The organism is Bibersteinia trehalosi USDA-ARS-USMARC-188 (assembly GCF_000521725.1).
Lineage (GTDB): Bacteria > Pseudomonadota > Gammaproteobacteria > Enterobacterales > Pasteurellaceae > Bibersteinia > Bibersteinia trehalosi.
This window is the reverse complement of sequence record NZ_CP006954.1, coordinates 2,227,778-2,240,187: the sequence shown is the minus strand read 5'-3', so window position 1 is coordinate 2,240,187 and position 12,410 is coordinate 2,227,778. Positions and strand designations below refer to the sequence as shown.

Here is a 12,410-nt window from a genome sequence, read left to right as displayed (position 1 = left end):
TATAATTTAATCAGGGAAGCTTATTTATGAAAAAATTAATCACGTTATCTACTTTACTGGTAGTTTCATCTTTTGCTGTAGCGCAAGGGGGATTTGAAGACCCGAATGATGCACGTACCTACAAGGCGAACGAGCAAGAGCGCGCAGAAATGAAAAGAGAAAAATTGCGTAAGCATGGCAAACAGGATGGCAAATATGGTGATAAAAAAGGCATCGGATTTTTCGATGAAAATAATGCTGTGAAAAGCGTCAAAGATCTTCCTGCAGCTAAGGATAAATCTTTTGTGTTGCTTGAAGGCAATATCACCAAACGTGTGGGCAAAAAGGACTTTATTTTCAAAGATGCAACTGGCGAAGTGGAAATTGAAGTAAGCCGTCGTGCGTGGCAAGGTCAAACGATTACTCCAACAGATCGCATTCAAATTCGTGGTGTGTTAGATAAAGAGTGGGATAAGACCGAAGTAGAGGTAATGGAGATTATCAAAAAATAATCTTCTTCGTGATGGGCGAGGTAAAGCAGTGCGAAAGCACTGCTTTTTTCGTATTAATAGTGGGGTGGGGGAGTCTCTTCTGAACGGCTGGCAACATTGCTCGAGGAGAGCCCTTGTAGCTTTTCAGCGAGATTGCGTACTTGTAATTGAAGTTTATCTAAAGCAAATTGTTGATGAATAAGCGCTTGATTTAATTCTTCAATCGTTTGTTCCTGAAAGGCAACTTTTGTTTCTAGTTCGATCAAATATTGCTGAAGTTTGGTGTTATTTGAAGACATTTTACGCAAAATGGGTTGTTTTAAACAGAAATACACTTTACCCTATTGCCCTTCGATTACAAACTGATTTTTATTTTAATTTAAATTAAGGAAATACAATGTTGAAAAAACAATTAGCTATTTTGGTTGCGGGTGTCGTGGCCGCAACATCTGCATTTGCAGACAAACAGGATCCTAAATTTGTCGATGATTCCTCTTATGCTGTCGGCGTGCTGATGGGGAAAAACCTTGAAGGTATCATTGACTCACAAAAAGCGTTTTTCTCATACAATGAAGATCGTATTGTTGCTGGGGTGCAAGATACGCTCAAAAAAACAGGCAAACTCACTGATGAAGATTTGCAAAAGCAGCTAAAAGCACTCGATGATTATCTTTCCGCACAAGAGAGCAAATTACAAGCGGAAAAAAATAAAGAAACTATCGAAGCGGGTAATAAATTTCGCGCAGAATATGAAAAACAGTCTGGTGTGAAGAAAACAGCATCGGGCTTGCTCTATAAAATTGAAAAAGCCGGTGAAGGTGATTCCCCGAAAGCGGAAGATACCGTGAAAGTTCACTACAAAGGCACGCTTACCGATGGTTCGGTATTTGATAGCTCCTACGACCGTGGTGAGCCGATTGAGTTCCAATTAAGCCAGCTAATCCCTGCATGGGTAGAGGCGATTCCTATGCTGAAAAAAGGTGGTAAAATGGAAATCGTTGCTGCGCCTGAGCTTGCTTATGGTGATCGCCAAGCAGGCAGAATTCCTGCGAGTTCTACCTTAAAATTTGAAGTGGAATTACTTGATTTCACGCCAGCAAAATAATCTAAAATAATATTCAATAGGCGAGGTCACTCGCCTTTTTACATTGACTTATGAATCAAATTTTTACCCCGCTTTCTGACGAAGATCATGCTATTCTTGCTTCTTATTTTCCTGTGGTAGATGGCATCGCAACCTTAATTGGTACACACTGCGAAATTGTCTTGCATTCATTAGAATATCTAGAAAATTCGGCGATCTATATTGCTAATGGGCATAACACAGGGCGAACGATTGGTTCACCGATCACTGAGCGAGCTTTGCAATCGCTCCGGCATATGCAGACCGACAGTGTTTCCAAGCCTTACTTTACTAAAGCGAAAGGCGGTGTGCTGATGAAATCTGTCAGTATTGCTATTCGTAACCGTAAGCAGCATGTGATAGGCTTATTGTGTATCAATATGAATCTAGATGTGCCCGTTTCGCAATTCTTAAGTACCTTCATTGCACCCGATGAGGGCGAACAAGCGGTGGAAAATGGGGTAAATTTTGCCAGCTCACTAGATGATTTGGTGGTGCAGAGTATTGATAGCACTATTGCAGAAGTACGTAATGATCAGCGAATTGCCAATAACAGTAAAAACCGTCAAATTATCATTGCGCTCTATGAGAAAGGTATTTTTGAGATTAAAGATGCCATTCATCAAGTCGCCAAACGGTTGGGAATTTCTCGGCATACCATCTATCTCTATATTCGCCAACTTAAGCAGGAAACAGAATAATGCATTATGTTTTAGCGATTAAATCGCCTGTTTATGGCGGGCAGGGGGCTTATCTTGCTTACCAGTTTGCCAACGCATTACTGGCTAAACAGCACCAAATTAGCCAAATTTTCTTTTTTCAAAATGGGGTCAGTAACGGCAATAGCTTGGTTGATCCAGCCAGTGATGAGCTCAATTTAGTGCAGGCATGGCAGCAATTTTCACAACAGCATAATGTGCCGTTACACTTGTGTATTGCCGCCAGCCAGCGGCGGGGGATTTCGGCGGAAAATTTAGCAGAAGGCTTTGTGTTGGCTGGATTAGGTGAATTTAGCAAAGCCGTGCTAGAAGCGGATAGAGTAATGAGTTTTTAACATGAGATACAAACTAGCCGTATTATTCACACAACCTCCATTTGGCAGTGCAACCAGCCGAGAAGGACTCGATGCCGTGTTAGCTGCATCAGCTTTTTGTGACGAAGATGAAATAGCAATCTGCTTTTTGTTCGATGGCGTTTTCAACCTGCTGAAAAAGCAGCAACCAGAGCAGATTTTGCAAAAAGATCACATTGCCACATTTAAATTGCTGGAACTGTATGAATTAAGCGAATGCTTTATTTGCCAACAGTCTGTTACCGAACGTGGATTAGATAACGCAGAGTGGATTTTACAAGACGTGCAGTTTGTGGCACGAGAGCACATTTTTGCTTGCTTACGCAATGCCGAGAAAGTTTTGACGTTTTAAGGATAGTTATGCTTTATACCATAAGCCGTGCCGATTACGACTCAAATCAACTTCAAGCTATTATTTCGCAATTTACCGAAAATGATGCCATTGTGCTTTGGCAAGATGGTGTTCTGCAAGCGGTGAAAAATCCGCAATTTTTTGCAAATTGCGCGAATGTGTTTGTATTAGAAACCGATTTGCAAGCAAGAGGATTAACAACATCGTTGCCAGTGATTTCTTTCGCGGCATTGGTTGAAATCAGCGAACATTTCTACCCGCAAATTGCATTATAAAAATCAATACCATGAGCTGACTTTACTTGCTTCTTCCCCGCAAGGGGGAAGAAAATGAGCCTAACGATTCAAGAATTAATATCCTTGCCCATCTCTGAGCAAATGTACATTTCCTTTGCGGCGTAAAAAGCCGACTCGGTCAAAATATTCAATTAATTGTACGGTCACTTTACGACCATAGCCAATTTCATCTCGTAGCTGGTTTACAGAAATTTCACCATTTTGCAAAATAATACCTTTGATCAGCTGAGCAAAATTGCTGATCTGCTCAAAGGTTAAAAAACGGTCTTTCACAATCGGCACTAAATAACCAAGTTTGCCTGCTTTATAGAGTAAATTTCGCATTTCACCCTCATCTGTAGCTAATTCGCTCGCAATATCCCGCACCCAAAGCGCTTGCGTAGTCCGCTGGAAAATGGGCAAAACTTGTTGCCAAATTGCGATTTCTTCGGCTGAAAACGCAATTTTATGTTCAGGCAAATGGATCCAACCGCGGCTTTGAGCCAGTTTACCCTGTTCAACCAACTCATCTATAAAGTGATAGACCAGATTTTCTGGCTGAGCCAGTGCTGCTATACGGTAAAGACGGGCTTTGGTCACACCTACTTGATCATTATGTTGAGCATGGTAATTGGCTAATTTTTCAAGAATAGTTTGTTGTAATTGTTGTTTAAAAACGGTGCTAAAAAGCCATTTTTGCCCTAAGTTTTCGCCAAATCGCAGCAAATTACTGATAAATTGCTGCTCCGCCCACGCTAAAAATGACAGTTCTACTGCTTTTGTTTCAAGGTAATATGAAATTTTGTTTGCAAGCGGTTGGTTTTGACTGATTTTTTGCAAAAATGCTAAACGAGTTTCGCTGCGTTTATGGCGTTTGGGCGAATGGATTTCGATTACACTTGCTCCCGCAAGCGTTTGGCTGTCATCACCGTTACGGATGATGAGTTTATCACCATTGGCAATATGCAATGGCTGATCAAGAATAATTTCGGCAAGTAAATTGGCAGAATTTTGTGCAAAATCACCCGCTTGTTTATTGAGTAAATTCAATTTTGCGGTGATATGGCTAGCAAAATGGTATAGGTGCACAACGCTATTTTCGGGCAGTTCTTGTTCGCTATGTAGCTGTACGCTAATGCGATCGGTCGCAAAATTTGGTTCAAGCTCGGTCAGCCAATCGCCTCGCGCCAGCTCAGTTTTTTCGATGTTTGCTAAATTTAAGGCAAGCCGTTGTCCAGCAAGCCCTTGCTGGCTTTCACTATTTTGAGCGTGAATGTTTTTTACGCGCACACGTTTGCCGTTAGAAAGATATAATTCCGTTCCTACTTGCACTTTGCCCGCTACTGCTGTACCGGTGACGACTAAGCCTGCCCCTTTAATATTGAAGACTCGATCAATGGCATAACGGAAGGGTTTTTCTAGATGAGAAGTTAAGTGATTGAGTGAGACAAGGTGCTGTTTGAGATTCGCAATACCTTCGCCAGTGTGCGCTGAGGTAACAAAAAAAGCGGCTTGATTTAAAAACGGATAACGCTGTTTTAGCTCGCTTTGCAAGTTTGAAATTTGCTCTGCATTTGCACGATCAGCTTTGGTTAGCACCACGATGATTTGGCTAAAATTGAGCAGCTTGAGGATGTTAAGATGTTCATCTGTTTGCGGTTTAATGCCTTCATCTGCAGCCACAACCAGCATAGCATGTTGCAAGCCACCTAAGCCGGCTAACATATTCGACAAGAATTTTTGATGCCCTGGCACATCAATAAACCCTAAAATATCGCCTTTAATCGGCAGATAGGCATAGCCCAAATCAATGGTGAGTCCGCGTTTTTTCTCTTCGGGTAAATGGGCGGTATGTGTGCCTGTTAATGCTTGTAATAATGTGGTTTTGCCGTGATCGACATGGCCTGCGGTGCAGATGATCATGATTATGCTCCCTCTCTAAATTTAGTCGAAATGATAGCAAATCCCACCCAAAAAGATAACAGCCCATTATCGTCGCCAATCTGCTAAAATAGCACTAAATTTTCTTATCAAAATAGACGAATGACAAGCAAAGACCTTTCCCAGCACACGCCGATGATGCAGCAATACCTGCAACTTAAAGCGGAAAATAAAGATATTTTACTTTTCTACCGTATGGGCGACTTTTATGAGTTGTTTTATGACGATGCGAAAAAAGCCGCGGCATTGCTCGATATTTCATTGACCAAAAGGGGAAGTTCAGCCGGTGAACCGATTCCAATGGCGGGTGTACCCTATCACGCAGTGGAAGGCTATTTAGCGAAATTGGTTGCATTGGGCGAAAGTGTCGCAATTTGTGAGCAGGTGGGCGATCCAAATACCAGCAAAGGGCCTGTTGAGCGGAAAGTGGTGCGGATTGTCACCCCCGGTACGGTCAGCGATGAAGCTTTGTTGCCAGAACGACAGGATAATTTAGTTGCAGCCGTTTATGCGGAAAAAGGCATTTTTGCCCTTGCTACGCTGGATATGACAAGCGGTCGTTTTTTGATTACTGAATTGCAAAATGCTGAACAGCTTGCCGCTGAGTTGCAACGGGTTTCCCCTGCGGAATTGCTCTATCCTGAACAGTTTGAACCGATGGAGATTGTCCAGCGTTTTAAAGGCTTGCGTCGTCGTCCGATTTGGGAATTTGAGTTAGTTACCGCAATTAATTTGCTGAATCGTCAATTTGGCACCAAAGATCTCACGGGGTTTGGGGTGGAAAAAGCGGTGGTCGCACTCTGTGCCGCTGGTTGTGTGTTGCATTATGCGCAAGAAACCCAACGCACCGCACTGCCGCATATCAATGCGATTCATCTGGCTCAAAATAGCGATACTGTCTTGCTTGATGCTGCTACTCGCCGCAATTTAGAACTCACCCAAAATCTTGCAGGTGGGGCAGAAAATACCCTTGCTGCGGTATTAGATAAATGTGTTACGCCAATGGGGAGTCGTTTGCTCAAACGCTGGATTCATCAGCCTATTCGTGATCTGGCTAAATTACAAACTCGCCAACAAACTATTCTTGCTCTGCAACAAAATGATCGCATAGCCGATTTGCAACCGCTGTTGCAACAAGTGGGCGATATGGAACGGATTTTGGCGCGGGTGGCATTGCGTTCTGCTCGCCCTCGGGATTTAACTCGTTTGCGAACCGCGCTTGAACAGCTCCCTGATTTGGTCAATTTTTCGCAAAATCTGACCCCTTGCTTGGACAAAATGCTAAGTCAGCTGGCTGATTTTAGCGAATTGCAAGATCTACTTGCCCGTGCGGTGATTGATAATCCACCGCAGTTAATTCGTGATGGTGGCGTGATTGCACAAGGCTATAACGCAGAGCTTGATGAATGGCGTAGCCTTGCCGATGGTGCAACCCAGTATCTAGAAGATTTAGAAATCCGTGAGCGAGAGAAAACAGGGATTGATACGCTGAAAATCGGCTTTAATGCGGTACACGGCTACTATATTCAGATTTCGCAAGGGCAGGCTCACAAAGCCCCTATTCACTATGTTCGCCGCCAAACATTGAAAAATGCGGAACGTTATATTATTCCAGAGCTGAAAACCTACGAAGATAAGGTGCTGAAAGCCAAAGGGGCAAGCCTTGCTTTGGAAAAACAGCTTTACGAAGAACTGTTTGACTTGATGATGCCACGCTTGGGCGAATTGCAACTTGCCGCACTGGTGCTGGCGGAATTGGACGTTTTAACCAACCTTGCCGAACGTGCCGAAACGCTCAATTACACCATGCCAACATTTTCTGCTCAACGGGGTGTGAAAATCAAAGGCGGTCGCCACCCTGTGGTGGAACAGGTACTGAAAGATCCGTTTATTGCTAACCCAGTTTATCTTAATCCGCAACGCCATTTACTCATTGTAACTGGCCCGAATATGGGCGGTAAAAGTACCTATATGCGACAAATTGCGTTGATTACATTGATGGCATATATCGGCAGTGCCGTGCCGGCAGAAAGTGCAGAAATCGGCCCGATTGACCGTATTTTTACCCGCATTGGGGCGAGTGATGATTTAGCGTCTGGGCGTTCAACCTTTATGGTGGAAATGACCGAAATGGCGAACATTCTGCATCAAGCCACCGAAAATAGCCTTGTGTTGGTGGACGAAATTGGGCGGGGGACTTCAACTTATGATGGTTTATCTTTAGCGTGGGCGTGTGCCGAGTGGCTTGCTAGAAAATCACAATCTTTAACACTGTTTGCCACTCACTATTTTGAGCTAACCGCATTACCAAATCAGTTGAAAGGTGTTGCGAATGTGCATCTGGATGCGATTGAGCATAATGATACCATTGCGTTTATGCATAGCGTGCAAGAAGGGGCAGCAAGCAAAAGTTATGGTTTGGCGGTAGCCGCATTGGCGGGCGTGCCGAAACAAGTTATTGGCTTAGCAAAACAGAAGCTGGCTCATTTGGAGCAGCTTTCACAGCAAACCACGCAGTTACACGACAGCCCACAGCAAGATTTATTGTTTAGTGAACCTTTGCAAAAAACGCCAGAAAATCAACCGCTTGTTGAGCTATCTAAAGTGGAAATGGCATTAGCTGAGATCAACCCTGATGAGCTAACACCAAAACAGGCATTGGATGTGCTGTATCGTTTGAAGGCAATCTAAACGAAAGGGGCGAATGATGAGATTTCGCCCCCTTGTTTTTAGTAGGTTTAGAAAATGGCCTCAAGCCGTAAAAATGCGCCCAATGTGTGTTTGCGATCTTCTTTGCGGTTATTGTAGAAATTCACTTCGGGTTGAATAAATAGCCATTGGCGCAAAATTGGCTGACGCCAGTTGATAAAGGGTCCATAGTAATTGAGATCAACTTTCTTATGTTCAATTTCTCCACCAAAATTAAAGCCGTAATTCAAGCGTTTGAAATTTGAATAGGTATGTTGGCGGTATAAGCTATTGCCCCAAAACAGTTCTTCATCATTATCATGAGTATATTGCAGGTAGGTATGGTTATTGATAAAACGACGCGCTGTTTCAGTAAACTTATTTTCAAAATTGGTGCGTAAATAGTGTTTGCTGTTTGAACCATAGCGGTAGATCTGTTCTAGGCGTACACTATATTGTTCATTCACTTGCCATAATTTGCTTGCTTTGGCACGGACGAAAATATCTGCTCCAGAACGAACGCCGACATCGAGGTCGGTTTCAATACCTAGGCTTTTAATGCCATTAGACCAGCGGATCGCCATTGAAGCATTGTCATCGCGTGCTTGTTTACGATCGTATTTTTTATCGCCTTGTAATGGTGCACGATAATTACGGTGGAGCTGTTGATTATCGCGTGATTGGTTATCGAGATCTTCATCACCAAACACTAAACTAAGGTTTTTAAGGTGCTTTTTTAAGGCAGGCAATTTAATTTTAGCGCGGATACGAGGCTTGATGGAGTAGCCATCATAACGATTCCATTCATTATCAAACATAACTCGCAATGTTGCTGAAGCCGGGTTGCTAGGATCGGTTTCACCAATCCAGTTATCAATGCTGTGCGACCAACGATTTAACGTTGTTTTCACATTGCCATGTTGTTCATCCACCCAGCTTCCAGCAAGAGAGGGCAAAGCGGCTAAGCTGAAAATAGTGGCTGTAATCCAATTTTGTTTCATAAGAAACTCCTGTTTGGCTTTTGCAAAAAAATGGCGGGAATCGACCGCTTGCACATACTAGCGGAAAAAATAAAAAAGCCAAAGAGAAGTTTCTTTGGCTTTGGCGTAAATTAACGAATTATATTACAACACCATACTTGAAAGCATGAAGCCGAATGCAACAGCAAGGGTGATAGCTAATACACCCGGAATTAAAAATGGGTGGTTGAAAACCAATTTGCCGATGCGAGTTGAGCCTGTATCATCCATTTGTACTGCCGCGATTAAGGTTGGGTATGTCGGCAATACGAATAGTGCTGAAACAGCTGCAAAGGCAGCAATAGCCGCTTCTGGAGAAACGCCAAGCGCTAGCGCAGCAGGATATAGTGCTTTCGCTGTAGCGGCTTGTGAGTAAAGTAGAGTACCCGCAACAAATAAGATAACCGCTAAGCTCCAAGGGTATTCGGTTAAGAAGGCTGATGAAGCAGATTTAATTGCTTCAATGTGGCCACCAACAAAGGTATTACCTAACCATGCTACACCAAGTACACAGATTGCAGCTGTCATACCTGATTTGAACGTTTGTGCATTTGGGACTTCTGCGCTATCTGCTTTACAGAATACGCAAATTAATGCCGCGGTCGCAAGCATGAAAGAGATAATCGCATTATCGCGGCTGAGGATTGGGTCTTTAATTAGGCCAACATTACCACTGATCGCAATGGCGTAGCACATAATTGCGACAATAGCGATACCAAAAATAGCAACAGAACGTTTAGCATAAGGTTTTAACTCAATTTGGGTTTCGCCACGCATTGGGACTAAACCTTTTGCAAGACGTTCTTGGTAAACTTCATCATCTTTTAACTCTTTGCCCAAAAAGTTACACACAAATGCGGTAATCATACAAGCGGCGAAAGAAGTTGGGATCCAGATACCGAGCAACTGGAGGTAGCTTAAGCCAAAATGTTTTTCTAACTCTGTTGTTAAGAAAACAACTGCGGCAGAAATAGGTGATGCGGTGATCGCAATTTGAGAAGCGACTACGGCAATAGAAAGCGGGCGAGATGGACGAATACCTTGCTCTTTTGCTACTTCAGCAATCACTGGTAAAGTGGAAAATGCAGTGTGTCCGGTACCTGCAAACATTGTCATGGCATAAGTCACCGCTGGAGCAAGATAGGTCACGTGTTTTGGGTGTTTACGTAAGATACGTTCCGCCACTTTAACCAGATAATCCATACCGCCAGCAACTTGCATTGCAGCAATCGCCATAATAACTGCCATAATGATAGAGATAACATCAAATGGTATAGCGCCCGGTGTTAAACCGAGTAAAGCGAGAACAACCACCCCCATTCCGCCCATAAAGCCAATACCAATGCCGCCTAAGCGGGTTCCCAAGAAAATAAATAGCAGCACAACTGCCAAATGTAACCAAATCATATTGGATTCCTTAGTGTTATGATAATTAAAACAGCCTTGTTAGAGTGTTGAGTATTTAAATTCATTAGCAACAGCTCCTGACAAGGGCGGACAATGTAGCAATAAAAAGCAGTTAATTCTATAATGCAGGTCAAATAATCGTTTTAAAAAGAGAAAAATATGCTGTTTTCTAAAATGCACGGCCTAGGCAATGACTTTATGGTGATTGATGGCGTGACACAAAATATCTATTTAACCACCGAGATCATCCGTAAACTTGCAGATCGTCATCGCGGTATTGGTTTTGACCAGCTTTTATTGGTAGAGCCGCCTTATGATCCAGAGCTTGATTTTCACTACCGTATTTTTAATGCAGATGGTAGTGAGGTTTCCCAATGTGGCAATGGCGCAAGGTGTTTTGCCCGTTTTGTGGCACTGAAAGGTTTGACCAATAAAACCGATATTGGGGTGAGTACGGCAAAAGGTAAAATGGTGCTGAGCTTGAAAGAAAACGGGCAAGTACGAGTAAATATGGGGGAGCCGATTTGGGAGCCTACGAAAATTCCATTTGTAGCAAATAAATTTGAGAAAAACTATATTCTTCGCACAGAAATTCAAACGGTACTCTGTGGCGTAGTATCGATGGGCAATCCACACTGTGTTTTACAGGTGGAAGATGTCGGTACGGCAAACGTAAACGAGTTGGGTGCTTTGTTAGAATGCCATGAGCGTTTTCCTGAGCGAGTGAATGTTGGATTTATGCAGGTGATTAATCGTAATCATATTAAATTGCGTGTGTTTGAACGAGGTGCGGGAGAAACACAAGCTTGTGGTAGTGGTGCTTGTGCCGCAGTTGCTGTTGGTATTATGCAAGGTGTACTGGATAGCAGTGTACAGGTTGATTTACCAGGTGGCAGTTTGCAAATTGAATGGAATGGTGTTGGTGACCCCTTATATATGACTGGTGATGCAACGCATATTTATGATGGTTTTATTAAACTTTAAAAAAATCCGCTTAAGTTATCACTTAAGCGGATTTTTTGTTTAGCGATTTAACCACGCCATATATTCTTTTGTGCCTTCAGCAACGGTTTTAAATGTACCGTTGTAGCCTGCTTTACGCAATTCGGTTAAATCTGCTTGGGTAAAAGTTTGATAGCGAGATTTTAAGTGATCTGGGAATGGGATAGTTTCAATTTCGCCTTTTTGATGGAAATCAATCACCGCTTCGGCAACGGCTTGGAAAGATTCCGCATTGCCAGTCCCTAAGTTAAAAATACCCGATACTCCATTTTGCCATGCCCAAAGGTTTACTTTTGCCACGTCTTCTACATAGACGAAATCACGTAAGAAGGTTTCTGAGCCTGCGAATAGTTTTGGATTTTCGCCTTTGAGAATTTGCGTGTTTAAATGGAAAGCAACACTTGCCATTGAGCCTTTATGCTGTTCACGTGGGCCATAAACGTTGAAGTATTTAAAACCACAGATTGGACTGTCGGCGTGCGGTAGAAGTTTGCGTACATATTCATCAAATAGGAATTTTGAGTAACCATAGACATTCAACGGCTGTTCAAATTCGCGTTTTTCAATAAAGTTGTCTGAGCGACCACCGTAGGTTGCGGCACTGGATGCATAGAAGAACGGGATACCACGATCTAAGCAGTAATGCAGTAACTCTTTGGAGTATTCATAGTTATTCTGCATCATATATTTACCGTCCCACTCAGTGGTTGCTGAACAAGCACCTTCATGGAATACTGCTTCAATTCGCTCACCAAATTCATCGCCCGCGATAATAGAAGCGATAAAATCTTCTTTATCGCAATAATCCGCAATGTCTAAATCTACAAGATTGATAAATTTCTCGCCATTTTTGAGATTGTCCACCACTAAAATATCTTTTCTACCAATCGCATTTAATGCTTTTACAATATTGCTGCCAATAAAGCCAGCTCCGCCAGTTACAATAATCATGAGGTTATCCTTATGTTGCCAAAATCTTGTGTATTATCCTTTGGCTTGCAGGGTTTTGCAAATTTTTACCGAAAAATGACCGCTTGTTCGTTGGTTCATAAAAGAAAAAC

General features: G+C 42.7%; 13 protein-coding genes. 8 read left to right on the top strand and 5 right to left on the bottom strand.

What is annotated here, in order from left to right:
• Nucleotides 1–26 precede the first annotated feature (26 nt).
• Complete coding sequence (locus F542_RS10200; RefSeq protein WP_015431579.1) at nucleotides 27–491, top strand: YgiW/YdeI family stress tolerance OB fold protein; 465 nt, start codon at nucleotides 27–29, stop codon at nucleotides 489–491.
• Nucleotides 492–544: 53 nt separating this feature from the next.
• On the opposite strand, the gene F542_RS10195 is transcribed toward F542_RS10200, so the two are convergent.
• Nucleotides 545–769: a SlyX family protein gene (locus F542_RS10195; protein WP_025267470.1), complete on the bottom strand. Its 225-nt coding sequence runs from the start codon at nucleotides 767–769 to the stop codon at nucleotides 545–547.
• 98 nt (nucleotides 770–867) lie between these two features.
• Here F542_RS10195 and F542_RS10190 point away from each other — a divergent pair, with 98 nt between their 5' ends.
• Genes F542_RS10190 through tusB form a run of 5 tightly spaced genes read left to right on the top strand, consistent with a single transcriptional unit; the run spans nucleotide 868 to nucleotide 3,292 of the window.
• Nucleotides 868–1,575: an FKBP-type peptidyl-prolyl cis-trans isomerase gene (locus tag F542_RS10190; protein WP_015431581.1), complete on the top strand. Its 708-nt coding sequence runs from the start codon at nucleotides 868–870 to the stop codon at nucleotides 1,573–1,575.
• Nucleotides 1,576–1,625: 50 nt separating this feature from the next.
• Complete coding sequence (locus F542_RS10185; protein WP_015431582.1) at nucleotides 1,626–2,294, top strand: helix-turn-helix transcriptional regulator; 669 nt, start codon at nucleotides 1,626–1,628, stop codon at nucleotides 2,292–2,294.
• The gene (gene tusD / locus F542_RS10180; protein WP_015431583.1) at nucleotides 2,294–2,647 is read left to right on the top strand and encodes a sulfurtransferase complex subunit TusD; all 354 of its coding nucleotides are present in this window, start codon (nucleotides 2,294–2,296) and stop codon (nucleotides 2,645–2,647) included. Before F542_RS10185 ends, tusD begins: the two co-directional genes overlap by 1 nt.
• Nucleotide 2,648: 1 nt before the next feature.
• The gene (gene tusC, locus F542_RS10175; protein WP_025267469.1) at nucleotides 2,649–3,017 is read left to right on the top strand and encodes a sulfurtransferase complex subunit TusC; all 369 of its coding nucleotides are present in this window, start codon (nucleotides 2,649–2,651) and stop codon (nucleotides 3,015–3,017) included.
• A gap of 8 nt (nucleotides 3,018–3,025) precedes the next feature.
• The gene (gene tusB / locus F542_RS10170; RefSeq protein WP_015431585.1) at nucleotides 3,026–3,292 is read left to right on the top strand and encodes a sulfurtransferase complex subunit TusB; all 267 of its coding nucleotides are present in this window, start codon (nucleotides 3,026–3,028) and stop codon (nucleotides 3,290–3,292) included.
• A gap of 75 nt (nucleotides 3,293–3,367) precedes the next feature.
• On the opposite strand, the gene selB is transcribed toward tusB, so the two are convergent.
• A complete protein-coding gene (gene selB / locus F542_RS10165; protein ID WP_015431586.1) occupies nucleotides 3,368–5,215 on the bottom strand; it encodes a selenocysteine-specific translation elongation factor in 1,848 nt (615 codons plus the stop codon).
• Between the two features lie 120 nt (nucleotides 5,216–5,335).
• On the opposite strand from selB, the gene mutS reads away from it, so the two are divergent.
• Nucleotides 5,336–7,924, top strand: coding sequence for a DNA mismatch repair protein MutS (gene mutS, locus F542_RS10160; RefSeq protein WP_015431587.1), 2,589 nt, complete (start codon nucleotides 5,336–5,338; stop codon nucleotides 7,922–7,924).
• Nucleotides 7,925–7,971: 47 nt separating this feature from the next.
• Here mutS and F542_RS10155 read toward each other — a convergent pair whose 3' ends face one another.
• Together F542_RS10155 and F542_RS10150 are read right to left on the bottom strand one after the other, a co-directional pair.
• The gene (locus F542_RS10155) at nucleotides 7,972–8,922 is read right to left on the bottom strand and encodes a hypothetical protein (RefSeq protein ID WP_025267468.1); all 951 of its coding nucleotides are present in this window, start codon (nucleotides 8,920–8,922) and stop codon (nucleotides 7,972–7,974) included.
• 123 nt (nucleotides 8,923–9,045) lie between these two features.
• Entirely contained in the window at nucleotides 9,046–10,347 is a 1,302-nt protein-coding gene (locus F542_RS10150) for an anaerobic C4-dicarboxylate transporter (protein WP_015431589.1), read from the bottom strand.
• Nucleotides 10,348–10,506: 159 nt separating this feature from the next.
• Between F542_RS10150 and dapF the strand changes: the two genes are divergently transcribed.
• On the top strand, nucleotides 10,507–11,331 hold the full coding sequence (gene dapF / locus F542_RS10145) for a diaminopimelate epimerase (protein ID WP_015431590.1): 825 nt from the start codon (nucleotides 10,507–10,509) through the stop codon (nucleotides 11,329–11,331).
• A gap of 39 nt (nucleotides 11,332–11,370) precedes the next feature.
• On the opposite strand, the gene rfaD is transcribed toward dapF, so the two are convergent.
• Nucleotides 11,371–12,300, bottom strand: coding sequence for an ADP-glyceromanno-heptose 6-epimerase (gene rfaD, locus F542_RS10140; protein ID WP_015431591.1), 930 nt, complete (start codon nucleotides 12,298–12,300; stop codon nucleotides 11,371–11,373).
• Between the last annotated feature and the right edge of the window lie 110 nt (nucleotides 12,301–12,410).